Annotated in this window: 23 protein-coding genes and 1 tRNA gene; 14 read left to right on the top strand and 10 right to left on the bottom strand. The window is 64.2% G+C overall.

The window, feature by feature from the left end:
* Positions 1-9: 9 nt before the first annotated feature.
* Positions 10-651, bottom strand: coding sequence for an arylesterase (locus tag AC0CMF_RS19730; RefSeq protein ID WP_472482431.1), 642 nt, complete (start codon positions 649-651; stop codon positions 10-12).
* A gap of 157 nt (positions 652-808) precedes the next feature.
* On the opposite strand from AC0CMF_RS19730, the gene AC0CMF_RS19735 reads away from it, so the two are divergent.
* The 4 genes from AC0CMF_RS19735 to AC0CMF_RS19750 all read left to right on the top strand — a co-directional run bounded on the left by AC0CMF_RS19735 (position 809) and on the right by AC0CMF_RS19750 (position 7,273).
* Complete coding sequence (locus AC0CMF_RS19735; RefSeq protein WP_050475121.1) at positions 809-1,516, top strand: ABC transporter ATP-binding protein; 708 nt, start codon at positions 809-811, stop codon at positions 1,514-1,516.
* Positions 1,513-4,092 carry an ABC transporter permease gene (locus AC0CMF_RS19740; protein ID WP_472482432.1) on the top strand — a complete coding sequence of 860 codons (2,580 nt, stop codon included), beginning with the start codon at positions 1,513-1,515 and terminating at the stop codon, positions 4,090-4,092. Before AC0CMF_RS19735 ends, AC0CMF_RS19740 begins: the two co-directional genes overlap by 4 nt.
* A 204-nt stretch (positions 4,093-4,296) precedes the next feature.
* The gene (locus AC0CMF_RS19745; RefSeq protein WP_050475119.1) at positions 4,297-5,079 is read left to right on the top strand and encodes a Bax inhibitor-1/YccA family protein; all 783 of its coding nucleotides are present in this window, start codon (positions 4,297-4,299) and stop codon (positions 5,077-5,079) included.
* A 157-nt stretch (positions 5,080-5,236) separates the two neighbouring features.
* The gene (locus AC0CMF_RS19750) at positions 5,237-7,273 is read left to right on the top strand and encodes a S8 family serine peptidase (RefSeq protein WP_472482433.1); all 2,037 of its coding nucleotides are present in this window, start codon (positions 5,237-5,239) and stop codon (positions 7,271-7,273) included.
* Between the two features lie 83 nt (positions 7,274-7,356).
* On the opposite strand, the gene AC0CMF_RS19755 is transcribed toward AC0CMF_RS19750, so the two are convergent.
* The gene (locus tag AC0CMF_RS19755) at positions 7,357-7,815 is read right to left on the bottom strand and encodes a DUF2794 domain-containing protein (RefSeq protein WP_058898626.1); all 459 of its coding nucleotides are present in this window, start codon (positions 7,813-7,815) and stop codon (positions 7,357-7,359) included.
* 425 nt (positions 7,816-8,240) lie between these two features.
* Between AC0CMF_RS19755 and AC0CMF_RS19760 the strand changes: the two genes are divergently transcribed.
* Both AC0CMF_RS19760 and ppa read left to right on the top strand, forming a co-directional pair.
* Positions 8,241-8,759, top strand: a complete 519-nt coding sequence (locus AC0CMF_RS19760) for a GNAT family N-acetyltransferase (protein WP_374630325.1) — start codon at positions 8,241-8,243, stop codon at positions 8,757-8,759.
* A gap of 129 nt (positions 8,760-8,888) precedes the next feature.
* A complete protein-coding gene (gene ppa, locus AC0CMF_RS19765; protein WP_050475115.1) occupies positions 8,889-9,425 on the top strand; it encodes an inorganic diphosphatase in 537 nt (178 codons plus the stop codon).
* 57 nt (positions 9,426-9,482) lie between these two features.
* Here the strand turns inward: ppa and AC0CMF_RS19770 are convergent, their stop codons facing one another.
* Genes AC0CMF_RS19770 through AC0CMF_RS19785 form a run of 4 tightly spaced genes read right to left on the bottom strand, consistent with a single transcriptional unit; the run spans position 9,483 to position 11,320 of the window.
* Positions 9,483-9,923 carry a metallopeptidase family protein gene (locus tag AC0CMF_RS19770; protein WP_374630324.1) on the bottom strand — a complete coding sequence of 147 codons (441 nt, stop codon included), beginning with the start codon at positions 9,921-9,923 and terminating at the stop codon, positions 9,483-9,485.
* A 26-nt stretch (positions 9,924-9,949) separates the two neighbouring features.
* On the bottom strand, positions 9,950-10,207 hold the full coding sequence (locus tag AC0CMF_RS19775) for a hypothetical protein (RefSeq protein WP_186392449.1): 258 nt from the start codon (positions 10,205-10,207) through the stop codon (positions 9,950-9,952).
* A 14-nt stretch (positions 10,208-10,221) separates the two neighbouring features.
* Positions 10,222-10,722 carry a disulfide bond formation protein B gene (locus tag AC0CMF_RS19780; protein WP_374630323.1) on the bottom strand — a complete coding sequence of 167 codons (501 nt, stop codon included), beginning with the start codon at positions 10,720-10,722 and terminating at the stop codon, positions 10,222-10,224.
* Positions 10,723-10,741: 19 nt separating this feature from the next.
* Positions 10,742-11,320, bottom strand: a complete 579-nt coding sequence (locus AC0CMF_RS19785; protein ID WP_050475156.1) for a YqaA family protein — start codon at positions 11,318-11,320, stop codon at positions 10,742-10,744.
* Between the two features lie 169 nt (positions 11,321-11,489).
* Here AC0CMF_RS19785 and AC0CMF_RS19790 point away from each other — a divergent pair.
* From AC0CMF_RS19790 to AC0CMF_RS19805, 4 genes are all read left to right on the top strand, one after another.
* Positions 11,490-11,576, top strand: a tRNA-Leu gene (locus AC0CMF_RS19790).
* A 177-nt stretch (positions 11,577-11,753) separates the two neighbouring features.
* Complete coding sequence (locus AC0CMF_RS19795; protein WP_374630322.1) at positions 11,754-12,305, top strand: hypothetical protein; 552 nt, start codon at positions 11,754-11,756, stop codon at positions 12,303-12,305.
* A gap of 155 nt (positions 12,306-12,460) precedes the next feature.
* On the top strand, positions 12,461-12,958 hold the full coding sequence (locus AC0CMF_RS19800; protein WP_058898623.1) for a cupin domain-containing protein: 498 nt from the start codon (positions 12,461-12,463) through the stop codon (positions 12,956-12,958).
* Positions 12,959-13,017: 59 nt separating this feature from the next.
* Positions 13,018-14,610, top strand: coding sequence for a CYTH and CHAD domain-containing protein (locus AC0CMF_RS19805; RefSeq protein WP_374630321.1), 1,593 nt, complete (start codon positions 13,018-13,020; stop codon positions 14,608-14,610).
* On the opposite strand, the gene phnF is transcribed toward AC0CMF_RS19805, so the two are convergent.
* Complete coding sequence (phnF, locus tag AC0CMF_RS19810) at positions 14,611-15,345, bottom strand: phosphonate metabolism transcriptional regulator PhnF (protein WP_122523009.1); 735 nt, start codon at positions 15,343-15,345, stop codon at positions 14,611-14,613. It abuts the gene before it with no gap.
* A 215-nt stretch (positions 15,346-15,560) separates the two neighbouring features.
* On the opposite strand from phnF, the gene fosX reads away from it, so the two are divergent.
* The 4 genes from fosX (at position 15,561) to phnN (ending at position 18,742) form a co-directional block, all read left to right on the top strand.
* Positions 15,561-16,001 carry a FosX/FosE/FosI family fosfomycin resistance hydrolase gene (fosX, locus tag AC0CMF_RS19815; RefSeq protein WP_050475108.1) on the top strand — a complete coding sequence of 147 codons (441 nt, stop codon included), beginning with the start codon at positions 15,561-15,563 and terminating at the stop codon, positions 15,999-16,001.
* Positions 16,002-16,083: 82 nt separating this feature from the next.
* The gene (locus AC0CMF_RS19820; RefSeq protein ID WP_472482434.1) at positions 16,084-16,836 is read left to right on the top strand and encodes a DUF1045 domain-containing protein; all 753 of its coding nucleotides are present in this window, start codon (positions 16,084-16,086) and stop codon (positions 16,834-16,836) included.
* Positions 16,833-17,978, top strand: coding sequence for an alpha-D-ribose 1-methylphosphonate 5-triphosphate diphosphatase (locus AC0CMF_RS19825; RefSeq protein ID WP_457169063.1), 1,146 nt, complete (start codon positions 16,833-16,835; stop codon positions 17,976-17,978). The genes AC0CMF_RS19820 and AC0CMF_RS19825 overlap by 4 nt, the downstream gene beginning before the upstream one ends.
* A 155-nt stretch (positions 17,979-18,133) precedes the next feature.
* The gene (phnN, locus tag AC0CMF_RS19830; RefSeq protein WP_094463690.1) at positions 18,134-18,742 is read left to right on the top strand and encodes a phosphonate metabolism protein/1,5-bisphosphokinase (PRPP-forming) PhnN; all 609 of its coding nucleotides are present in this window, start codon (positions 18,134-18,136) and stop codon (positions 18,740-18,742) included.
* A 13-nt stretch (positions 18,743-18,755) separates the two neighbouring features.
* Here phnN and AC0CMF_RS19835 read toward each other — a convergent pair whose 3' ends face one another.
* From AC0CMF_RS19835 to urtD, 3 genes are all read right to left on the bottom strand, one after another.
* Positions 18,756-21,683, bottom strand: coding sequence for an AsmA family protein (locus tag AC0CMF_RS19835; RefSeq protein WP_457169065.1), 2,928 nt, complete (start codon positions 21,681-21,683; stop codon positions 18,756-18,758).
* Between the two features lie 148 nt (positions 21,684-21,831).
* Positions 21,832-22,527, bottom strand: coding sequence for an urea ABC transporter ATP-binding subunit UrtE (urtE, locus tag AC0CMF_RS19840; RefSeq protein WP_050475154.1), 696 nt, complete (start codon positions 22,525-22,527; stop codon positions 21,832-21,834).
* Between the two features lie 459 nt (positions 22,528-22,986).
* Positions 22,987-23,733 (bottom strand): urea ABC transporter ATP-binding protein UrtD, encoded by a 747-nt coding sequence (urtD, locus tag AC0CMF_RS19845; protein ID WP_058898616.1) that lies wholly within the window; start codon positions 23,731-23,733, stop codon positions 22,987-22,989.
* Positions 23,734-23,737 lie beyond the last annotated feature (4 nt).

Genomic DNA, 23,737 nt, shown 5'->3' on the forward strand with positions numbered 1-23,737 from the left:
GGCAGAAGATTATTTCTGCCGGGCGCGGGCAACGAGATCCTGCACGAGAGGTAGCACATTGGCAACGATGACCGAAACCCCTTCCCCAGTGGGGTGCATGCCGTCAGCCAGATTGAGTTCCGGCCTCATCGCCACACCTTCGAGGAAAAACGGATAGAGCAGCGCATCATGCGCCCCGGCCACATCCGCGAAGATCGGGTCGAAGGCGGCGGCATAGTCCTCACCCAGATTGCGCGGCGCCATCATGCCGGCCACCAGCACCTCGACACCCCGCTCCCGCAGGCGGGAGACGATGGCCTCGATATTCTTGCGGGTGGCAGCCGGATCAATGCCGCGCAGGGCGTCGTTTGCGCCCAGTTCCACGATCACCGCATCCGCCTCCGGCGGCACCGACCAGTCGAGCCGCGACAGGCCGCCGGAGGAGGTATCACCGGAGACACCCGCGTTGATCACGGTGACGTTCTCACCCTTCTCCTTCAGCGCCTTTTCCAGCTGCACCGGAAAGGCCTCATCGGGGGCGAGCTGATAGCCGGCCGACAGGCTGTCCCCGAGGACAACAATCTTCACAGCTGCGTCATTGGCAAGCGCATGGCCGGAAGAAAGGCTTGCAGACACCGCAATTGCGACAAACAGATACACAAACTTGAACATGGCGGTCTGGATCACTCCGTGACAGGGCCCCATATGCACCCGAAACCCGCAGGCTGCGGGACCATACTTTTTGTTGCCCGATGGGCTGGCACCGCAGTGAAACGGCAGCGGCACCGCTCAGATCCCATCCAGGCACCCAACCTATATAGGGTCACACATGACGACTGGACCAGCCATTGCGCTCAAGGGAGTTCACCTCAGCCTCGGAGACGGCGCAGGCCGGGTTCACATTCTCAAAGGTGTCGATCTGGAAATCGAGGCCGGCAGCTCGACCGGTCTGGTTGGCCCATCGGGTTCCGGCAAGTCCACCCTGCTGATGGTGATGGCCGGGCTGGAGCGGGCAGACAAGGGCTCGGTCATCGTGGCTGGCTCCGAGCTGACGCCGCTGAACGAAGATCAACTGGCCCGCTTCCGCGGCCGCAATGTCGGCATCATCTTCCAGTCCTTCCATCTGGTGCCCAACATGACGGCGCTGGAAAATGTCGCCGTGCCGCTGGAGCTTGCCGGCGATCCCAAGGCCTTCGACAAGGCCCGCGCGGAGCTTGAAGCCGTGGGCCTCGGCCACCGCCTCACCCACTATCCGGCGCAGATGTCCGGCGGCGAGCAGCAGCGCGTGGCCGTTGCACGGGCGCTGGTGGTGGAGCCGGAAATCCTCATCGCCGACGAGCCGACCGGCAACCTCGACGCTGCAACCGGCGAGCAGATCGTCGAGCTGATGTTTGCAGCCATTGCCCGCCGCCGCACCACGCTGGTGCTGGTGACCCATGACCCGGCGCTGGCCGAACGCTGCGACCGGGTGGTGCGCATGCGCTCCGGCCAGGTGGAGGAGGAGCATCACGCCTCCCCGGCGGAGGCCCGCGCATGACGGCCTTTGCTCCGGCCCCGTCAGGCGGCAACAGCTCGCTCGCCCTCGCCTTCCGCTTTGCCCTGCGGGAACTGCGCGGCGGCTTGAGGGGCTTTTACATCTTCATCGCCTGCATTGCCCTTGGCGTTGCCGCCATCGCGGGCGTTGCCTCGGTATCGCGGGCGCTGACGGAAGGCATTTCCAACGAGGGACAGGCGATCCTCGGCGGCGACATGTCCTTCCGCCTCGTCCACCGCGAGGCCGATGCCGCCGAATATGCCTATGTGCAGAGCCTTGGCGAAATCACCCGCACCGCGACCCTGCGCGCCATGGCCCGCAAGACCGACGGCAGCGATCAGGCGCTTGTCGAGCTGAAGTCCATTGATGGCGCCTATCCGCTCTACGGTACTCTTTCACTTGCAGGCGGCACCAATCCTGCCGAGGCCATGGGCCGCCAGCCGGATGGCAATTTTGGCGCCGTCGCCGATGCTTCGCTGCTCGCCCGCCTCGGGCTTGAACCCGGTGACAAGCTCTCCATCGGCCGCGCCACCGTCACCCTCACCGGCGTGATCGCCACCGAACCGGACAAGCTCTCCGGCGGGCTGGAATTCGGCCCGCGCCTGATGCTGAGCGAAGCGGCACTGCCGGAAACGGCGCTCGTCCAGCCCGGCAGCCTCGTCACCTGGTCCTACATGGTGAAGCTGCCCCCCGGCACCACGGACGAAGGCATCATCCGCCTCATCGAGCAATCGCGTGAGCAGTTTCCGCAAGCCGGCTGGCGCATCCAGTCCCGCGCCAGCGCCTCGCCGGGGCTGGAGAACAACATCCAGCGCTTCACCCAATTCCTGACGCTGGTGGGCCTTACCGCACTGGTCGTCGGCGGCGTCGGTGTTGCCAATGCGGTGCGGGCATTCCTTGAAAGCAAGCGCGAGGTGATCGCCAGCTTCAAGTGCCTCGGCGCCAGCAATGATCTCGTCTTCCGCATCTATCTGATCCAGATGATGATCATTGCCGCCATCGGCATCGCCATCGGGCTTGTGGCAGGTGCCATCATCCCCTTCGCGGCAGCCGGGGCCATTTCCGGCCTTCTGCCAGTGAAGCTGGCGGTGTCCGTCTACCCGGCGGAGCTTGGGCTCGGCCTGCTCTATGGCCTGCTGACGGCCCTTGCCTTTGCCATCTGGCCGCTGGGCCGCGCACATGACGTGCCGCCGACAGCCCTCTTCCGCGATCAGGTGACGGGCGCCAAGGTCTGGCCGCGCAAGCGCTATCTGGCCGCAACGCTGATCGCCGCCGTGTCGCTGGCAAGCATCGCCATCTTCCTGGCCGAAGACCGGCGCATTGCCTCGATCTATGTGGTGGCCTCCACCGCTTCCTTCCTGCTGCTGGGCGGGGTGGCGCGGCTGATGATGCTTGCCGCGCGCAAGGCGCCGCAGGTGCGCTCCACCGGCCTCAGGCTCGCCATTGCCAACATCCACCGGCCCGGCGCGCTCACCTCTTCCGTGGTGCTGTCGCTCGGCCTTGGCCTCACCCTGCTGGTGTCACTGGCCCTCATCGACGGCAACCTGCGCCGGGAGCTGACGGCGACGATTGCCGAAAAAGCCCCGAGCTTCTTCTTCATCGACATCCAGAGCACCGAGCGCGATGCCTTCGCCACCTTGCTGCAGCAGGACGCCGGGGACGCGAAGATCCAGAGCGTGCCCATGCTGCGCGGCCGCCTCGTCAGCCTCAAGGATGTGCCGGTCAACCAGATCACCCCGCCGGCCAGCGCCGCCTGGGTGCTGCGCGGCGACCGGGGCATCACCTATCAGGACAGCCTGCCGGCCAATTCCACCCTGATGAAGGGCGAATGGTGGCCGGAGGGCTACAGCGGCGAGCCGCTGGTCTCCTTCGATGATGAACTGGCAACCGAGCTGGGGCTGGCCGTCGGCGACCGGATCACCGTCAACGTGCTGGGCCGGGAAATCACCGCGAAGATCGCCAACACCCGCAAGGTGGAATGGGAATCGCTCGCCATCAATTTCGTGATGGTCTTCTCCTCCAACACCTTCGCCGGTGCCCCGCACGCCTTCCTGATGACCGTGACCTGGGACCCGGATGCGCCGGCCGAGCGTGAGCTGGGCCTTTTGAAGACCGTCTCCTCCGCCTTCCCCACCGTGACGGCCATCCGCGTCAAGGATGCGCTGGCGCAGGTGAATGATCTCGTCGCCCAGCTTGCCGTCGCCATCAGGGCGGCCTCCGCCATCACACTCATCTCCAGCATTCTGGTGCTGGCCGGAGCGCTGGCGGCCGGAAACCGCAGCCGCATCTATGACGCGGTGATCCTGAAGACGCTGGGCGCCACCCGCGCCCGGCTGACCGGCGCCTATGCGATGGAATATGCGATGCTCGGCCTCGGCACGGCGGTCTTTGCAGTGCTGGCCGGGTCCATTGCCGCGTGGTTCGTGATTACGCAGGTGATGAACGGGTCCTTCACGCTGCTCCCGGGCACCGCAGTCACGGCGGCCCTTGCCGCTCTGGTGCTGACCGTCGGCTTCGGTCTCATCGGCACATGGCGCGTGCTGGGCAAGAAACCTGCGCCGGTGCTGCGCAATCTGTGACCATAACAGACGGTCTTCCGGCGCCTTTTCACCGGCGCCGGGCGCCTCAGATGGAGATTTTGTAATCTTCCCGGAAGCGTTTTTTGGCCATTTGCCCTTGTGCGATGGCAGAACCCCGCCCATATTCTTCTGCAAACGGACTTGCTCCGTCGAGGCGGTTTGGGAGTGTCCCTCCCGCGTAACCTAATGAAGGGGAAACACTATATGTCGACGTTCGACCGGAAAAATGAAGCACCGTACGCGGTCGCCGGCCGCTACGCCGATGCCGGCATTGACCAGGGCCTGCGCTCTTACATGCTGGGCGTCTACAACTACATGACCATCGGTCTTGCCATCACGGGTTTCATCGCCCTGGGCCTTGCCCAGTTTGCGACGACCACTGATCCGGCAGCCGCCGCTGCCGTTCTCGGCAATGGCACGATGCTCTCGCAGCTTGGCTATGCGCTCTATGCCTCGCCGCTGAAGTGGCTGATCATGCTGGCTCCGCTGGGGATGGTGTTCTTCCTCTCCATGCGCATCCAGTCCATGAGTGCCTCGACCGCGCAGGTCAGCTTCTGGGTCTATGCCGCCCTCATGGGTGCGTCCCTGTCCTCGATCTTCCTCGTCTACACGGGCGGATCGATCGCACGCGTGTTCTTCATCACCGCAGCTTCCTTCGGTGCGCTGAGCCTCTATGGCTACACCACCAAGAAGGACCTGTCGGGCTGGGGCTCGTTCCTGCTGATGGGCCTGATCGGCATCATCATCGCCTCGGTGGTCAACATCTTCCTGGCGTCTTCCGCCCTGCAGTTCGCTGTCTCGGTGATCGGCGTGCTGGTGTTCGCAGGCCTCACCGCCTATGACACCCAGCAGATCAAGGAAATGTACTACGAAGGCGACACCGGCGAAGTGGCCACGAAGAAGTCGATCATGGGTGCCCTGCGCCTCTACCTCGACTTCATCAACCTCTTCCTCATGCTGCTGCAGCTCTTCGGCAACCGCGAATAACCGCGGCACACAGCAGAAAAGTTCAAGGGCGCGGATTACCTCCGCGCCCTTTCCATTTTCTGAAGCACCCGGAAATCGCCATCACCGGCCATTGATTGAACACAAATCAGTTCTGGACGATACGGAAAGCCTGTTTCTGTTTTTTTCCAGGGCTGACATGCGTAAACACACCCATTTTCTGCGCTCCGCGCTTCTCGGCGCCACGGCGGTTACCACTTTCTCGCTGTCCATCGCGGCATCGCATGCAGCCCCGCTGCTGCCTGTCAACGAATATGGTGCCCAGTGGGGTCTGCTGATGACCGGCGCCCCGATTGCCCATTCCCGTGGCTACACCGGAGCCGGTGTCACAATCGGCGTCCTCGACAGCGGCATCCTGGCCAGCCATCCGGATCTCATCGCCAACCTCAGCGCCCTGAACTATAACGGCGCCGAGGAGATGGCGACCTTCACCGACGCCAATGGCCACGGCACCCATGTGGCCGGCATCATCGGCGCATCGGCCAATGGCACCGGCATGATGGGCGTTGCGCCGGGTGTGAGGCTCGCCAATCTTGCCATCATGGACAGCGCCGGTGACATCGAAAACGAATATGTCGCCCGTGTGCTTGACTATGCCCTGGACAATGGCATCCGCATTTTCAACAATTCCTGGGGCAGCTATGTCTACACCCCGACCGGCGATCTGGCGATGGACCGGACAACCTTCGAAGCCGACAACGCGGTGCTGCTGGCCGCTGTGCGGGATGCAGCCAGCCGCGGCGCGGTGATGGTCTGGGCGACAGGCAACGACGGCGCGACGGATGCAGGCATTGAATCGGCCCTGCCCTATCTCTATCCGGAACTGAAGGCCAGCTGGATCTCGGTAACCGCCGTCGGCCAGAACGGCATCACCCCCGCCTATTCCAACCACTGTGGCGTGACCATGATGTGGTGCATGGCCGCACCGGGCGGCGATGACGACGAGACAACGGGCGGCATCTACTCCACCGCCAACACCGGTGGTTACGTGCGCATGTCGGGCACCTCGATGGCCACGCCGCATGTCACGGGTGCGCTGGCGATCGCCCAGCAGATGTATCCCAACGCCACGCCGCAGGAATTGGCACGCCTCGTCCTGATGACTGCCACGGACATTGGTGCAGCCGGCATCGACAGCCAGTATGGCTGGGGCCTGCTGAGCCTCGACAGGCTGACCAGCACCAATGACGTGAAGAAGGTTGCCGCCTTCTCCCAGACCGCACAGGTGCAGACGCAGGCGGTCAACACGGTGATGGGCATCACCGAACAGCGCGCCAGCTCGCTGCTGGATCCCGCCGGTCCGGCCGTCGCCGTCTCCACCAATGGCGCAGCACCCAGTGAGGCGAACCGCCGCTTCTGGGCCCAGTCGCTGGCCGGCATCAGCCTGATGGACGGTACCTCCACCTCCGCCTCCTCCACCAGCCGCAGCGCAGGCCTGCTGGTGGGCGGTGAATTCATCGCAACAGAGAATCTGCGCCTTGGCGCCGCCGGCGGCTTCAGCACCTCCTCGATGCGCAGCGCCGGTGACCGCGCCCGGATCAACGGCCTGCATGCCCTGATCTATGGCGGCTACACCTACGACCGGTATTTCCTGGAAGCCGCTTCCAGCTTCTCGCGCTTCGAGAACACCCTCGACCGCAAGAACATCACCGGCTCGGGCACCAGCGTGACCGTCAACGGCCAGACCAAGACCACCGACCTCGGCCTCTCCGCCTCCGCCCGTATCGGCATGACCTTCGAGACTGAAGGCCTGCTGGCCCGGCCCTATGTCCATGGCCGTGTGCGCCACCAGTGGCTCGGGTCCGGCAGCGAAACGGGCGCCGACGTGTTCAACGTCAGCCTGCGCAGCTCCACCTCCACCGGTTCGGAAACCGGTGTTGGCCTGCGCCTGTCGGCCATGCCGATCGCCTTCGGCAGCTACAGCGTGACGCCGATGATGGATCTCGCCTATGCCCGCGCCCTGGGTCCGGTTGCCGCGGGCCGCAAGGTTCAGCTGCTCGGCAGCTCGGTCAACAGCGCTGCCCCGGATCTTGGCCGCGATATCGGACGGCTCAACCTTGGCGTTGCCGCCACCAATGCCAGCCAGAAGCTGACCGGCAAGCTCTCCTACGGCGGCGAACTGCGCCGCAACGCCCAGTCCCATTCGGTCAATGCCGAGTTGAGCCTGCGCTTCTGAGACTTAAAGAAAAAGCTGGAAGAAAAGCCCCCGGATCAGACGGTCCGGGGGCTTCGTATCCGTCACGGGCAATCTGCCTGCGCTCAGGCATCCACCAGCCGCAGATGGCGTTTCTTTTCGAAGACCTTGAGAACAGATGCCAGCTCGTGCCCGCGCTTGAGCACCATGCCGCCCGTGGCCACCACGCTGTAGGCGCCCTGGCGGCGGGCAAGCTTCGGGTCCTTCTCGATCCGGTAAAGCGGCATTTCGCTGCTGCGGCGGAAGACGGAGAACACGGCCCGGTCCTTCATCAGATCGATGGCATAGTCCCGCCACTCTCCATCCGCGACCATGCGGCCATAGATGCGCAGGATCTGGTCCAGCTCACGCCGGTCAAAGGCAACGACGGGTTTCGCCGGGATCTGCGGGACGGTGGGCTGGGCAGCACCGTGCTGGGGAGCATTGATCTGGGAACTGGAACCGGGCGGACTGTCCGGCCGGACGGGCATCTCAGAGGGAAAGCCTTGCGGCTGTCCGGCTGCATCTCCTTCGCTCTCGCTCATGCCACCTCCCGTCAACCTTGCTGCGGAATCAGACCTGCTGATGCCTGCCGGCGAGGATATGTCATTGACTTGTCATGATGCCCCTTGCGGACCTCACTGGCAAGCCTGCGTGTGGCAGGGTTTTTAGGCCGCAGGAATGCTGAAAAGATACCTTGCTTTTGCCTCAATTGAGCCCTTCACACGCCACGTTGGCCCACCATCTTATGATCATACCCGTTCGGCCTGAACGGTTCTGGTTCCGGTACGCATTAGCCCCCAGCCCCCCGGAACGGAGCTGATCAGGTTGAGTGCTGAAGTACATTCGAACGGGCACCTGAAGGGCCAGCACTCGTGCTGGCCCTTTTCATTTGCCGTTGCGGAAGACGGCGCACTTCCCTCTTCATTGCCTGCTTCCTGTTTGCCTCCCGCCCGGCTATCATCTGCCCATGACGACGAGCCTCGTGGAACTGCGCCCCGCACGACATGATGACGCGGCCAGCCTTGCGGCCGTGCATGCGCAGGCGTGGCGCCTTGCCTACCGGGGCATGCTCGACGGGCTGGACCTGGAACGTTTTGTCGCGCGCCGCAGCGGCGGCTGGTGGCATGACGCCATCGACAAGGGTGTCGAGATCGAAGTGCTGGAAGTGGCAGGCGAGGTGGCAGGCTATGCCAGCTATGGGCCCTGCCGCATGCGGGGCACCGGCTGCGCCGGGGAGCTGTACGAGCTTTATCTCAAGCCGGAATATCAGGGCCTCGGCTTTGGCCGCAAATTGTTTGCCAGCGTCAGAACCTGCCTTGAGCGGCGCGGCCTCAAGGGCCTTGCGGTGCGCGTCCTGACGGACAATGAACCGGCCTGCGGCTTCTATGCCGCACTTGGCGGCGTACTGACCGGCCGCTCCTGGCACCAGACGGGCGGCAAGCGGCTGGAGCTGTCCATCTATTGCTGGCACGAGGCGGAGCGCTGAACCGCGCCTGCCGGATCTGTCACCCAGCGGCACCGGAAAGCCCGGATTTCAACGCTTTACCACACTTGCCCCTTGCTTCGCGGCGCGGTCCCTGCAATAGACCTGCGCAGCAACTCAAGGAGCAAGCTCATGCGTATTGATGCGGTGCCGATCGGCAAGAACCCGCCGGAAGACATCAACGTCATCATCGAAGTTCCGGTCGGCGGCGAGCCGATCAAGTACGAGATGGACAAGGCAGCAGGTGCCATGTACGTGGACCGCTTCCTCTACACCCCGATGCGCTATCCGGGGAACTATGGCTTCGTGCCCCACACCCTGTGCGGCGATGGCGACCCCATCGACGTGATGGTGATCAACCAGCGCCCGATCGTGCCCGGCGCCATCATGAGCTGCCGTCCCATCGGCGTGTTGCTGATGGAAGACGAGAGCGGCCAGGATGAGAAGATCATCGCCGTTCCCAGCACCAAGCTGACCCGCCGCTACGAGAACGTGAAGTCGGTCGACGATCTGCCGGCGATCACCATGGAGCAGGTGAAGCACTTCTTCGAGCACTACAAGGATCTGGAGCCCGGCAAGTGGGTGAAGATCACCGGCATCGAAGGCCCGGAAAGGGCGCGTCAGCTGATCATCGAGTCGATCGAGCGCGCCAAGGCCGAAGAGAAGTAAGACACTGCTGCCGGGAGCAACGCCCCGCGCAGACAGTCAACAACGAGGCCGCGCGGGTCAGCCCGCTGCGGCCTCGATTGCTTCCATGTCCTCATCCGACAGGCCGAAGTGATGGCCGATCTCATGCACCAGAACATGGGTCACCACATCACCCAGCTGTTCCTCGTGCTCGGCCCAGTAATCGAGAATGGGACGGCGGAACAGCCAGACCCGGTTCGGATGCTGCCCGGTGTGAAAGAAGTCGCCGCCCTGTGCGAGGCCAATGCCCTGAAACAGGCCCATCAGTTCAAACGGATCCTCAAGGCCGACGCTTTCCAGCATCTCCTCATCGGCGAAATCGGCGACCGTGATCACCACGCCTTCGCAAAGCGCCTGAAATTCTTCGGGAAGCTGCGCATAGGCCTGACGGGCAATGATCTCGAAAGCATCCAGCCCCGGGGCCACCATGGCCGCGATGGCTGCAATCTGCGGGTCTGGCGCCTCTGTCCGGTCACTCATCAAATCGCCCCTTGTGAACCTGCGGTTCACATCAGATAGGCGCTGACCAGATAGATGACCAGCCCGACCGCGAACAGCAGCCCCGCCATGCGGCCGATGCGCGTGCCCCAGACCTCGATCCGGTCGTTCTGGTTCTTGTCGGCGGCACCGAAATGACGCTGGGCATGGCTGGCCATGCGGCTGGTGGCGGAGCCCAGGATGGTTTCGCTCTCGGCCTGGACCCGCGACAGGGCCCGTCTGGCTTCGTCTTCCTTGGCTTTAGCCCGCCGTTCCCGCTCACCCATGGCCGTGTCCCCTCTCAGCCCTTGCGGGCCTGATAGCCTGCAAACAGCGCCAGAACGGCCACTGCGGCGGAGGCCACCATGTTCCAGCCCGCAAAGGACAGGCCGAACATGCGCCAACTGGCTTCCGTGCAGGAGACGACGCGGGTGTTCTGCAGCGCCTGCAGCATGTTGGCCGCAGATTTGGGCGTGGCACCGCCGCCGCCGCAGTCGGATGGCCCCATCCAGAAGCCCCATTCGGCCCCGGCCTGATAGGCGCCAAGTCCGGCCCCATAGGCAAAGACCGCCGCCACGAGAAGCAGCAGCACCGTGGCAATGCCGGTGCGGCGGGTCAGGAGAGCAAGCAGCGCCAGCACACCCAGCGGCAGCCCCACATAATAGGGGACGCGCTGCTCAAGACACAGCTTGCAGGGCAGATACCCGCCAATGAGCTGGAAGCCCCAGGCGGCCGCAATGGAAGCCGTGCCCCCCAGAAGCAGAAGCAGATTGGCCGCCCTGGCCCGCTGAAGCGACGTCATTTCAGATCCTCACGCGATGTCACAGCAGCTTGATAGCAGCGAAGCCGCCAACAAGCAGAATCACAAATACCGTGAAGACGAGGCCAAGGCGCTTCTCGATGAAGTTGCGGATCGGCTCACCGAAGAGATACAGCAGCCCGGCGACCGCAAAGAAGCGCAGCCCGCGTGACACGATGCTGGCGATGACAAAGACCGGCATGGAAAGGCCCGTGACGCCAGCGGCGATGGTGATCACCTTGTAGGGAAACGGCGTCAGCCCGGCAATGAACACAAACCACCAGCCCCAGGCATTGAAGATCTCGCTGAAGCGGTCGAACTTGTCCATGTAGCCATAGAAGGTCAGGATCGGCTCTGCGATCTGATGGAACAGGAAAGCGCCGATCAGATAGCCGAAAATGCCGCCCAGCACCGACATGACCGTGGCGATGGCCGCGTAGAACCAAGCCTTGCGCCGGTTCGCGACCACCATGGGGATCAACAGCAGATCCGGTGGAATCGGAAAGAACGAGCTTTCAATGAATGAGACCGCCCCCAGCGCGTGCGGTGCGCGCGGGCCAGAGGCGAGGGACAAGGTCCAGTCGTAAAGTTTTCTCAGCATAATGGCATTCTGCATAGCCGCCGCCGGAGCTTTTGTCATCGGGAGAACGGTGGCAGCAGCCGGATATTTTCGCAGTGCAGCAGACAATTGCCAATTGGAGCGGGGAAAGCCCCGGGCAGTGGATTGACGGCAAAGCCAGTCTGGCTATAGTCGCGGCTCCAAGGACGCTGCCCCTGTGGCGGAACTGGTAGACGCGACGGATTCAAAATCCGTTTCCCGTGAGGGAGTGCCCGTTCGATTCGGGCCAGGGGCACCATACTTTCCAGCGCCATTTCCAGGCACGCTGCATCAGTTCAGCGCCCCCGCTTCAGCGCCCCCTTCAGCGCGTTGCCCTGCGCCCCTCCCCTTCATTTGCATCACCGGCCTTGAGCTTCAGGGATAAGTCTTTAATCTGCCGCTCGATTTACAGTCTGAAGCGAGAGGGAGACGCCGCGTGGGGCAGGCAAAACGCAAGAAGGACGCTGGCGCCCGCATATCCTGGTGCCGCACCTGCACCTATTGCTGCGAGCTCCCCGAGATCGGCCCGCTGGACAAGCCGATGTACCGGCCCTGCGCCAGCATCAAGGACCATGGCTGCGCCATCTTCGGCCAGCCGGAACGCCCTTCTGCCTGCCTTGCCTATCAATGCGCCTATCTCTCCGCCCGGCTGGCGAACAGCCCGGACCGCAACCGCATCCCCCATCCGCTGGATGCCGGCGCCTATTTCCACCGCGATCCGATCGAGCGCATCTATGTGATGTTCGTCGATCCGGCCCGCCCGCTCGCCTGGAAGACCAGCGATCTCGTGCCCTATCTGCGCGCCCGCCTGCAGGAAGGCTTCGAGCTGCTGATCCTTGACCGGGGCCGGCGGATGGCCGTAACGTCAGTGCTTCTGTTTGACGCGATCCTCGCCCGTGACATGGTGGCCTTTGCCGATCAGGAAGGCCGCCCGCATGACATCGAGAGCTGGCCCGCCGAAGCGGCACGCTATTCGCGCGAAAGCTAATCAATCCGGTGACCGGCGGTTAACTGCATTTGCAACTTCGGGATCTTGCAGCGCTGCGGTTAAACCACGCGGCAACGGGCGCTATGGCATAAGCTCAACAACCGCAGGCGCCCGCAGACAAAGAGGCGCCGCCGGACAGGAGAAGGCTGGGCATCATGGCACTGATCGAGAATGGCAGCATCGGCAAACCGCAGGACGGGGGCTCTGCAACGCAGGAAAACCGGTCCGGCAGCGCAACCCCGGCCTTCCGTTATGCGACCCTCAACACCGCCGCCATGCGCAGCGCGCCGATCCGCCCGGAGTGGATCATCGAGGGCACGCCGCAGGCCCGGCTCGCCAGCCTGTCGACCGGCACCAACGGCTGGTCTTCGACCGACCATTGGGAGTGCACCGCCGGCACGTTCCACTGGCACTTCTTCTGGGACGAAACGGTGCTCTTCCTTGAAGGCGAGGTGCATATCACCGACGAGGCTGGCAACACCTATGAAGGCCGCCCCGGCGTCAGCATGCTGTTTCCCGCAGGCACCCGCGCGGTCTGGCATGTGCCGGTCTATGTGCGCAAGATCGCCTTCAACCGCCGCCCCATGCCCTGGACCGTTTCCTTCCTGATGAAGGTGAGCGCCCGCCTCGGCCGCCTGTTCGGGCGCGGCTGACCGCGCAGGTCTCCCGAAATCATTCGACACCGCACCGGCGGCAGGCTAGTACTTCTGCCATGAGCACGCCGGACAAGGAAGTCGAACTCAAGCTGGAGCTTGAACCTGGCGCAGCGGAGAGCCTCAAGATCTCCGGGGCCGTCACAGGATTTTCCTCCGGCAAAGCCTCAACGAAGCAACTCACGTCGATCTATTTCGACACGGCAGATCTCAGGCTGCACAAGGCCAGGATCGCCGCACGGGTGCGCAAGTCCGGGCGGCGCTGGATCCAGACGGTCAAGCTCGGCAAGCCGCTTTCCGGCGGCCTGTCCTCTCCCATCGAGATCGAGACGGATGTCAGCGGCCCGCAGTTCCAGCTGGATCAGGTGTCCGATGAGGACATCCGCCGCCAGATCGCAGACTGCACCGGCGGTGCCGAACTCGTTCCCTGTTTCGAGACCGTGATGCAGCGCACCCAGCGCGACCTCACCCGGGAAGATGGAACCGTCATCGAAGCCGCGCTGGATATCGGCGAGATTGTTGCGGGAGACAAGCGCCTGCCCCTGTGCGAACTGGAGCTGGAGCTGAAATCCGGCAGCATCGCGCCGCTTTATGAAGCCGCACTGGCGCTGGCGGGCAACAACGCCTTCCGCTTTTCGCCTATGAGCAAAGCCGAGCGCGGCTACCGGCTGTTTCTCGGGCAGGACGAAGCCCCGTGCAACGCCGGCACCATCAGCCTCGACGCCACGATGAGTGTGGAAGACGCCTATCAGCACATCCTGCGCTCCTGCATCGACCAGATTTCGGCCGCCCGCATGGTCTGCCTGACCAGTGCGGACAATGAAGGCCCGCATCAGCTGCGCATTGGTTTCCGGCGGCTGCGCACCGCGTTCAAGCTGTTCCGCCCGGTGCTCGACCCGCGCCGCACCGGTGCGCTGGACCAGCAGGCCAGCCGCTATGCCGCCGCCGCCGGAGCGCTGCGGGATCTCGATGTGCTGAGCGATGAAATCACCGCCCCTCTTGCATCTCACGCGCCGGAAGGCATCAATATTCCGCTGCTGCTGGAGCAGCTTGGCAAGGACCGGCAGGCAACGCGGCTGGAGCTGACGGCAGAACTCGCCAGCGCAGCCTTCAACGGCTTCCTGCTGGATCTTGCCAGCTACTGCGAGACAGCGGGCTGGCGCAAGGAAGAGGATGCCCGTCAGGCGGACCGGCTCGCCGAAGCCGTCACCGCCTTTGCCAGCGAGGCCATTGGCAAACGCTGGCGCAAGGTGCAGAGCTATGGCCGGCGGCTCGACACCCTGTCGCGGACCGAGCGCCATGACATGCGCAAGGCTCTGAAGAAGTTCCGTTACGGGCTGGAATTCTTCGCCTGCCTGTTCCCCGGCGAAAGCCGCAAGACGTTTCTGAAGCACCTCAAGAATCTGCAGGACGTCTTTGGCTACCTCAATGACGTGGCCATGGCGGAAAGGCTGGCCACGCTGACGCCTGGCCCCGTAAAGACGGCAGGTAAAGCGGCGGGCAAGACGGTTCGTGCCACCTCTCTGGCCGCGGCGTCCGGCTTCGTCCTGGGATGGCATGAGGCACAGGCCCGGACAGCCTGGCCGGAAGCCCGCAGCGGCTGGAAAGAAGCCAGCAAGGCAAAGCCCTGCTGGACCCGCAAGAAGAGCTGATCAGCTGCGCACCACCAGTTCCATCCGGTCTGCCGCAACGCGGCTGCGGGCATATTGCACCGGACGGCCATCCGGGTCCTCGTTGACTATTTCCATGACCATCACCGGCGACCCCAGCTCGATATCCAGCAACCGGGCATCGGCCTGCGTCGCCCGTTCGGCATAGATCCGCGTCTCCCGGCGGTAATAGCCGCCAAGGCCGGCACGCGTGAAGCACTGTGTGAAGGAACCCGTCTCGGCGAAATCCGCCGCAAGACCCGGAAAGCGGATCAACTCACACCAGCTTGTTCCAGCCAGAACCGGTGTTTCTCCGGAAACCCGCAAGGTCTCTATCCGCTGCAGCGGCGTTCCCGCCGGCAGCTCGAGCTTGCCGGCAAGGAACTCGCTCGCCCCCTCGACCCCGGCTCCCGTCAGACGCCCGCCCGGCGCATGGCCTTGTCCGGCCAGAATTTCAGAGAACCGCGTCTGCCGCGAGATCGGATAACTGACAGAACGGTCGGCAAAAAATGTTCCCCGCCCCTGGTCCGCCCGCAGCAGGCCCTCGTGTGTCAGCACGGAGATGGCCCGCCGGACCGTGTGCCGGTTCACGCCGAAGCGGGCCGCAAGCTCCATTTCCGGCGGCAGCTGCATTCCGGGCACAAACCGGCCGGTGGCTGCTTCGGTGCGGATCCACTCGGCTATCTGGCGCCAGACGGCAATCCCGGTTCCCCGGTCCAGCGGTCCAAACCCGGTCATTCAGCGCCCCCTTGCCACGGCGTTGCTTTGCCACTCACTTCAATGTATACAAGTAGACAAATTTAACGAACACTCATCACCCCTCACCTGCGCGGCAGGGCATTGCAGTAATTACCTATGCCGCGGTGAAAAGCAAGTTGATCTAAGACAACCACCGGCACAATTTCGCGAATATCTACGCGCATTGGCTGCAATTGCAAACAGGGATATGATTCATGCCGATTCACGGCCTTTCCCACATGACTTTCATCTGCCGTGACATCACGCGAATGGCCAGAATTCTCACGGAGGTCCTTGGCCTCCGCGAGGTTTACTGCAGCCGCGGGGCCGGATTTTCGTTATCTGCGGAGAAATTCTTTGTATCTGGGGATATTTGGATCGCCGTCATGCAGGGCGAAAGCCTGCCTGAGCGCAGCTACAACCACATCGCCTTCAAGGTGGATGATGCGGAGATCGAGCCTGCGATGGAGCGTATCCGCAGCCTTGGCCTTGAGGTAAGGCCGCCCCGGCCCCGCATTGCCGGTGAGGGCCGGTCGGTGTACTTCTACGACGAAGACAACCACCTGTTCGAGCTTCACACCGGCACATTGGAGGAGCGGCTCGCCGCCTATGCGCGCCACACCGGAGCTGAGGACAGCGGCGTCTCTGTCACATAGCCTACATGCGCCAGCCTTAGTTCTGGCCATTGCTTCTTATATCCAGCCTTACGATTCTTGAGACAAGACGGCTCCCCTTCCGATGCGCTACGCTATTTATTACACCGCTCCCGCAGACAGTTCCCTGACCCGGCTCGGTGCCACGTGGCTTGGACGCGACGCGGTGGACGGCACGGCCCTGCCCCAGCCGCATGTACCGGGCCTCACAGCCGAAGACCTTGCCACCCTGACCACGGACCCGCGCCGCTATGGCTTTCACGGCACATTGAAGGCGCCGTTTTCCCTCGCAGGCGGACGTGATGAACAAGCGCTGCGCGATGCCTTCCGCAGCTTTTGCAGCCAAGCGGCCCCCTTCACCATTCCCGGTCTGTCGGTCACCCGGCTGGGCCGCTTTCTGGCGCTGACCCCGCAGCCGGAGAGCGTGGATCTGAACGGTTTTGCCGCTGCCTGCGTCGAGGCTTTCGAGCCCTTCCGCGCGCCTTTGAGCGAAGCCGACATGGCGCGCCGTCTGGCTGCGAACCTCTCGCCCCGCCAGCAGGACCTCTTGCGGGCCTGGGGCTATCCTTATGTTTTCGAGGAATTCCGCTTCCACATGACCCTTTCGGTAAAGCTGGAGGAGGACAGCACCATCTCTGCCCTTGAAGCGGCCGCCATGGCCCACTTTGCTGCGGTGACAGACCGCCCGCATCAGATTGCCAGCCTCGGCCTTTTTGCCGAGCCGGAACGCGGCGCACCGTTCCGCGCCGTCGACATCCTGCCCCTCACGGGATCCACCGGCCCGCAGGACCCTGCCCTGCGCCTGATCCCCGTTTCTGCCGAAAGCCAGAGCCAATGACCCACATGACGCACAGCTTCACCAATGCCCGCCTCGTCCTGCCGGAGAGTGTCATCACCGGCAGCCTGGAGGTGAAGGGCGGCACGATCAGCGCCATCGATGAAGGCGGCATCCCGGCCCATGGCCATGATTGCGAGGGCGACTTCCTGATTCCCGGACTGGTCGAACTGCATACCGACCATCTGGAAATCCACTATTCCCCGCGCCCGAAGGTGCGCTGGAACCCGGTTTCCGCCGTGCAGGCCCATGATGCGCAGATCGCCTGCGCCGGCATCACCACCGTGTTTGATGCCCTGCGCGTCGGCATGGATGCGGAAGCGGAGCTGAATGTGGACGACATGCGCGCACTCGCCGGCGCCATCGAAAGCGCACAGGCCGAAAAGCGGCTGCGCGCCGAGCATTTCATCCATCTGCGCTGCGAGGTTTCCGCCCCGGACGTGATGAGCGCCTACGAGCATTTCAAGAACGATGCCCATGTGCGCCTGATGTCGCTGATGGACCACACCCCCGGCCAGCGGCAGTTCGTCTCCATTGAGATGTACCGCGTCTATTACCAGACCAAGAAGAACTTCACCGACGAGCAGATGGAAGCCTATATCGCCATGCGGCAGGCTGTTGCGGACAAGAACGCCCCGCAGCACCGCAAGCTGCTGGCAGATTCGGCCCGTGAGCGCGGCATTCTTCTGGCCAGCCATGACGATGCAACCGTGGCCCATGTGGACGAGGCGATCAGCCTCGGCACCGGCATTGCCGAATTCCCGACCACGCTGGAAGCAGCCCGCGCCTCGCATGCGGCCGGCATGGGCGTGCTGATGGGTGGGCCGAATGTGGTGCGCGGCGGCTCCCACTCCGGCAACATTTCCGCAAAGGCACTGGCGGAAGACGGCTGCCTCGACATCATCTCCTCCGACTATGTGCCGGTGTCCATGCTGCAGGCCGCGTTCCATCTCGCCGGTGACGTCGAGGGCGTTTCCCTGCCGCAGGCCATGGCGATGGTGACGGCCACCCCGGCGAAGATGGCAGGCCTTGCCGACCGCGGCCGCCTGGAAACGGGCCTCAGGGCCGATCTGGTGCAGGTGCGGCTGGTGGGCAATGTCCCGGTCGTGCGCGGTGTCTGGCGCGAGGGACGGCGCGTCGCGTGAGACTGACAGGACCGAACCGGATGACGTGACCAGAACAGAGCCACAGCGTCCCTCTCCCCCCTTGAGGGGGAGAGGGGTTTGAGCCTGACAGACAGTCCGCAAGGAACACTGCCCACAGAAACAGCCGTTTGAAACGGCTTGTCACGGAGAGTGCAATGAACGGCGGGATAGAGGAACGCCAGACAAGCGGCGGCACGGCCCTGCTCGGGCCGGGCAGGCTGGTGCTGGTGGTTGGCCCCAGTGGAGCGGGCAAGGACACGCTGATGAATGCCCTGCGTGACAGCCTTGCGGGCGATCCGGCCTATATCTTCGCCCGCCGCCTCATCACCCGGACAACGGACGGGGCGACGGAGGACCATGATGCCATCGGCCGGGCCGAATTCGACGGGCTTTGCCGCGAGGGCCGCGTGGCCCTTGCCTGGGAGGCGCATGGCCTTGGCTACATCCTGCCGGAGAGCATCGATGACGGCATCCGCGCCGGTCACACGGTGATCGCCAACGGCTCACGCCAGATCCTCAATCAGGCCCGGCAGAAATATGCCTCCCTGATCATCCTGCTGGTGACCGCACCCATTGACGTGCTGGCCGGACGGCTGGCGGCGCGCGGACGCGAAAGCCGGGAAGAGATCAGCCGCCGCCTCAGCCGGGCCGATATCGATATGCCCGACGTGCCCGGCGTCATCCGCATCGACAATTCCGGCAAGCTGGATGACAGCCTTGCCTGCATGCGCAAGGCCCTTGGCCTGCCTGACGCTGCAAGCTGACGCCGGTTTCACCTCAAGGCTGGGGCTGGGATTCCGAACCCGGCTCCTCGGGCAGAACCTCCCGTCCCTCCGGCACGCCGGGACCTGAAGAACCGAGGAAGCCGGACGGCAGGCCAAAGCCCTGCTCCAGCGCCTTCAGCACGCTCTGGTCGCTGACCTCGCCGCTCAGAACCTTCTGCACATCGATCTGCACCTTGCCGCCGGTGGTCTGGCTGATCAGGTCATTGGCCACGGTCCCGAGCGCCTCATCCGGCTTGACCTTGAGAAGCTGCACCAGCTCGCCGCCCACCTGCTGCAGCTGTTCATAAGCTGCCTGCGGGTTTTCCAGAATGCCCTGAATATCGGGATAGATCTGCGGCCGGTCCCAGGAGCCCCGGATGACGACCGGCACGCCGAGGGCCGCCATCGTCTTGGATTCGCCCTTGGCCCGCGGCGTCGGCGCAATGCCCTGCAGGCTGGGTACGATCTGCGGCTCCACCCGCCAGTCCAGCGTCCGGCCCGGCATGTCGGTGGTGCCGCTGCCCGTCATGCGGATCAGCGGACCGGCCAGCGCCAGATCCTGGTTGAGGGCAACACCATTGCTGATCTGGAAGGATGCACTCAAGGTGGTGAAATCCGTCCGCGCCTCGCTGGACTGCTGCCAGCCCAGCAGTGTGCGGGCCGCAACATTGCGCACCATATCCGGCAGGTTGACCCCGAGAATGGCGCCGTTGAGGACCTCAAGCTTCGCTTCGCCACCGAGATTGCCGATCAGTTCCGCTTCACTGCTGCCACGCGTATTGACGTCATAGGAGAGCGAGCCCACGCCATCGAGCCAGGAAATGCCCGTGGCATCGCGCAAGAGATCCCGGGCCCCGACTTTGGACAGGGTGAAGGCCGAGCGGATCTGCGGCTGGCGGTTGCCACCTTCCACCGTCAGCGTGCCCTTGCCCTCGCCGCCATAAAGCGAGACCTGCTGCAGATCTGCGGTCAGAACCCCATCGGCAATCGCCACCTTGAGCGCGCTGTTGCCAAGCTTGATCCTGTCCCAGTTGATCGACTTGGCCGTGAGGGTCAGGTCCGCATCAAAAGCCGCAAGGCCGCCGAAATCGACCGGGGCATTGCTCCAGCCCTTCGCAGCTCTGGCGCCGCCAGAGGGGGCCGCAGCACCTGCGGCGGGCTTGGCACCGGAAGGCGCCTGCGCCGGGCCGGTACCCAGATAGGGATCCAGCGGCAGGCTTTCGAGCACGAGCGAAGCCGTCAGTTTCGGCACCCGGCCAAAGGCCAGCCGGCCCTCGCCGCTGCCGCTGATGCCATCCAGCGTGAAGGCCGTGTTGCGGAAGGAGACCGCATTGTCCCCGGCGGCAAACACACCCGCCACCCGGAACGGGCCAAGACCGGCGCCAGGCGCAAGCGGGCGGCCCAGCCAGGACAGCAGATTGCGCAGGCTCTTCGTCTCCACGAAGACCGAGCCATCCACCCCGCCGGACAAGGAGGCAGAACCCTCAAACCCGGCAGCCCCCTTGGCACCTTCAAGGCGGATATCGACGGGAGCCGGAAGACCGGCCAGCAGAATGGCCGGAGTGGCCGTTCCCTTCAGGGCGAAGGCTTCGCCGCGCCAGCTCAGCCCGCCGGAGACGGTGACCGGCTTGTCCAGCCCGTCGAAACTCATCTTGGCATTGATGCCGCTGATCTGGTTGGCGCTTTCATCGCCGCCGGTGGCAGCGGCCAGATCAAGGCCTGTCACCGTGCCGCCCGAGACCGAGACAAGGCCGGAGAGCTCCAGCGAGCCCAGCAGCGAGGGCGTATCCGCTCCTGCCGCCGCAAAGCGCAGATCCGTACCGAACTCACCCGTGGCCGGGAAGGACAGGTTTGCCAGCCTCAGCGCATCCTGCAAGCTGCCACCCGACGACTGGACACGGCCTTCAACCCGCGGCGCCTTGCCAGTGAGGTCCGCATCGAGAGACAGCGCCAGCTTGAGCGCGCCAAGGGCCGCCGTTCCATCCTGCAGGACAATCTGGCGCGTATCGCCGGCAACACGGCCCGCGAGGGACACTTCACCGCTGTCCTGCGCGCCGTCAGCTCCGGCAAGCGCCATGATGGCAGCCAGAGAAGCGGCCTTGCCATCCACGGCCAGATCCACAGCCAGCGGCGACAGGCCAAGCCCGCCTTCCACATTGACGGTCACCCCGCCCGCCTTGACCATCAGATCAATGGCTGCCGTCTCTCCGGCGGCAAGCTTCAGAAGGCTCGTCACCTCCACATCCAGCACGACGGACTGGCCATTCCACACGGCACTGGCGTCAAGATCGGCCGTGCGGTCCAGAGCAGGGACGGTGAAGCGGCCGTTGATATCGCTCAGCTCCTGCCGGGAACCGCTGCGCGCATCCGCAAAGGCGATGCGGCCGCCGCGAATCTGCACATCATCAAAGCCGATCCGCGTCAGGGCGGTCAGATCACGCGCTTCCTGCGGTGCCTCGGCCGGGAGCGCCGGCGCCGGTGATCCGGCAGATGCGGGCTGCGGGCTGCCCTTACCGTCAAACTGGGTGAAAACGCCCTCAATCCGCTTCATCGGCTTGCGCGGAGCCCAAGAGGTGCGGCCTTCCGCGTCGATGAGCAGATCGAACTCCGGCTTGTCGAGGCCAATCCCCGTCACCTGAATGGCCCCACCGAAAAGGGCGCCCCAGGCCAGCTCAAAAGAAATGGTGCCGGCGCGTGCAAACTCGACACCCCGCGCCCCGGCCTCGCCCGACAGGCCCACATCCGTGGCGCTGAGCTGAAACTGGGGAAGAAGAGAGATGGCGACGGGCCCGTCGATCCGCAGCCGCCAGCCGGTGGCCGCTTCCACTTCCTGCACGACGCGCGCCTTGATGGCGTCCTTCGGCAGCACCATGGGCACGATGACCACAGCAGAGGCCACGAGCACAGCCACAATGCCCGCCCCGATCACAAGCCGCTTCATCCCAGTCTCCCCGAATACCGAATCGGACCGAGTTTAGGACAAAGCGTGTCAACAGCGTGACCTTGAAACGCAGAACTGCGTAATTCTTATGCGGCCCCTTGCGTACTCGAGCGTCCGCACGCCGTCCCCGGCTCCCGGGCACCCGGGCTCAGACCGTCAGATGGCGGCGGACTTCCGTCTCATCCAGCTCCGTCCGAAGCCCAGCCATCACCACCTCGCCCCGGTCCATCACGGCAAAACGGTCGGCGAGATCGCGGGCGAATTCGAAATACTGCTCCACCAGAATGATCGCCATGGTGCCCTGATCGCGCAGCCACTCGATGGCCCGGCCAATGTCCTTGATGATGGACGGCTGAATGCCTTCCGTCGGCTCGTCCAGCACCAGAAGCTTCGGCCGCATGACGAGGGCGCGGGCAATGGCCAGCTGCTGCTGCTGGCCGCCGGACAGATCACCGCCCCGGCGTGACAGCATGTCCTTCAGCACCGGGAACAACTCGAAGATCGTGTCCGGAATGGTCCGGTCACGGCGGGCGAGCGGGGCATAGCCGGTCTCCAGATTTTCCTTCACGCTCAGGAGCGGAAAGATCTCGCGGCCCTGGGGCACGACGGCAATGCCAAGCCGGGCCCGGGCATGGGGCGCAAGGCGCGAGATATCCTGTCCCTGCCACAGGATGCGCCCGCCGCTGACCGGCTGCTGGCCCGCGATGGCCCGCAAGGTCGAAGTCTTGCCCACGCCGTTGCGGCCCATCAGGCAGGTCACCTTGCCCGCCTCCGCCTCAATGGACACGCCCTTGAGCGCCTGAGCCGCGCCATAGTGAAGATCGATCTTTTCAACGCTCAGCATGGTCTGCTCCATTTCACCCGGCCAAGAGGCGGGGCCTTCATCGGGCTCAAGTTCCTCTTCCATGAGTGACTACCGCATGCACACATCATGTTTGAAGCCGGTGACGGCTTTGGGAAAGCCTGAAGTCTGGTCACTCTCGCACGGTCTTTCAGCCCCCCTCCCCCTGGTGGGGAGGGGTTAGGGGTGGGGGGAAAGGCCTTTCCGTCTGGCAGAGTATTCATTGATTTCATACAACTGCTCCTCCGATGCCTCTTCAGGTATCTATCTGTCTTTCATATAGTTTTCGGCTCAGAGCCCCCCACCCCTTACCCCTCCCCACGAGGGGGAGGGGGGCGGAGAGGCCCGGCCACAGAACAGATGCATCACTGCGGGCAGTAGCCGAACCAGAGGTGTGAATCCGGCAGCTCAAGGGCGAGCAGAATTGAACCCTTGGTCAGGCCGGAGGAAACACGCCCCCCCTCACCGCCCCAGATAAACCTCCACCACCCGCTCGTTCGAGGACACGTGGTCGATCGAGCCTTCGGCCAGAACGGAACCTTCGTGCAGCACCGTGACCTTGACGCCCAGCGCACGGATGAAGCTCATGTCGTGCTCCACCACCACCACGGAACGGGTCTTGTTGATGTCCTTCAGCAGCTCCGCCGTTTCCGCCGTTTCGGCATCGGTCATGCCGGCGGCGGGCTCATCGACCAGGAGAAGCTGCGGCTCCTGCGCCAGCAGCATGCCGATCTCCAGCCACTGCTTCTGGCCATGGCTGAGATTGGCCGCCAGCTCGTTGCGCCGTCCGCCCAGCCGGATCAGCTCCAGCAGCTCCTCGATCCGCGCCTTTTCCTTGCGCGACAGCACATGAAACAGCGTCGAGAACGGCCCGCGCGGGGCTTTCAGCGCCAGTTCCAGGTTGTCCTGGACCGTATGGCTCTCGAAAACCGTCGGCTTCTGGAACTTCCGGCCGATGCCAAGCTCGGCGATATCGGCCTCGTCCAGCTGGGTGAGGTCGGTCTCGCCGCCGAAGAACACCTCGCCCGTATCGGGCCGGGTCTTGCCGGTGATCACGTCCATCATCGTCGTCTTGCCCGCACCATTGGGGCCGATGATGGCGCGCATCTCGCCCGGCGCGATGACGAAGGACAGGGAATTGAGGGCGCGGAAGCCATCGAATGAGACGCTGACGCCATCCAGATAGAGAAGGCTCGACTGAAGGGTCATGGCT

This window comes from Pannonibacter sp. CBAS1226, from assembly GCF_055685825.1.

Coding starts and splice junctions, on each gene's coding strand:
- phnF (WP_122523009.1), bottom strand. CDS start 15,345: ATGACCGGGTTTGGACCGCTGGACCGGGGAACCGGGATTGCCGTCTGG.
- AC0CMF_RS19745 (WP_050475119.1), top strand. CDS start 4,297: ATGTCGACGTTCGACCGGAAAAATGAAGCACCGTACGCGGTCGCCGGC.
- AC0CMF_RS19760 (WP_374630325.1), top strand. CDS start 8,241: ATGACGACGAGCCTCGTGGAACTGCGCCCCGCACGACATGATGACGCG.
- AC0CMF_RS19825 (WP_457169063.1), top strand. CDS start 16,833: ATGACCCACATGACGCACAGCTTCACCAATGCCCGCCTCGTCCTGCCG.
- AC0CMF_RS19735 (WP_050475121.1), top strand. CDS start 809: ATGACGACTGGACCAGCCATTGCGCTCAAGGGAGTTCACCTCAGCCTC.
- AC0CMF_RS19770 (WP_374630324.1), bottom strand. CDS start 9,923: ATGAGTGACCGGACAGAGGCGCCAGACCCGCAGATTGCAGCCATCGCG.
- urtD (WP_058898616.1), bottom strand. CDS start 23,733: ATGACCCTTCAGTCGAGCCTTCTCTATCTGGATGGCGTCAGCGTCTCA.
- ppa (WP_050475115.1), top strand. CDS start 8,889: ATGCGTATTGATGCGGTGCCGATCGGCAAGAACCCGCCGGAAGACATC.
- fosX (WP_050475108.1), top strand. CDS start 15,561: ATGCCGATTCACGGCCTTTCCCACATGACTTTCATCTGCCGTGACATC.
- AC0CMF_RS19755 (WP_058898626.1), bottom strand. CDS start 7,815: ATGAGCGAGAGCGAAGGAGATGCAGCCGGACAGCCGCAAGGCTTTCCC.
- AC0CMF_RS19800 (WP_058898623.1), top strand. CDS start 12,461: ATGGCACTGATCGAGAATGGCAGCATCGGCAAACCGCAGGACGGGGGC.
- phnN (WP_094463690.1), top strand. CDS start 18,134: ATGAACGGCGGGATAGAGGAACGCCAGACAAGCGGCGGCACGGCCCTG.
- AC0CMF_RS19740 (WP_472482432.1), top strand. CDS start 1,513: ATGACGGCCTTTGCTCCGGCCCCGTCAGGCGGCAACAGCTCGCTCGCC.
- urtE (WP_050475154.1), bottom strand. CDS start 22,527: ATGCTGAGCGTTGAAAAGATCGATCTTCACTATGGCGCGGCTCAGGCG.
- AC0CMF_RS19820 (WP_472482434.1), top strand. CDS start 16,084: ATGCGCTACGCTATTTATTACACCGCTCCCGCAGACAGTTCCCTGACC.
- AC0CMF_RS19775 (WP_186392449.1), bottom strand. CDS start 10,207: ATGGGTGAGCGGGAACGGCGGGCTAAAGCCAAGGAAGACGAAGCCAGA.
- AC0CMF_RS19730 (WP_472482431.1), bottom strand. CDS start 651: ATGTTCAAGTTTGTGTATCTGTTTGTCGCAATTGCGGTGTCTGCAAGC.
- AC0CMF_RS19805 (WP_374630321.1), top strand. CDS start 13,018: ATGAGCACGCCGGACAAGGAAGTCGAACTCAAGCTGGAGCTTGAACCT.
- AC0CMF_RS19780 (WP_374630323.1), bottom strand. CDS start 10,722: ATGACGTCGCTTCAGCGGGCCAGGGCGGCCAATCTGCTTCTGCTTCTG.
- AC0CMF_RS19750 (WP_472482433.1), top strand. CDS start 5,237: ATGCGTAAACACACCCATTTTCTGCGCTCCGCGCTTCTCGGCGCCACG.
- AC0CMF_RS19785 (WP_050475156.1), bottom strand. CDS start 11,320: ATGCTGAGAAAACTTTACGACTGGACCTTGTCCCTCGCCTCTGGCCCG.
- AC0CMF_RS19835 (WP_457169065.1), bottom strand. CDS start 21,683: ATGAAGCGGCTTGTGATCGGGGCGGGCATTGTGGCTGTGCTCGTGGCC.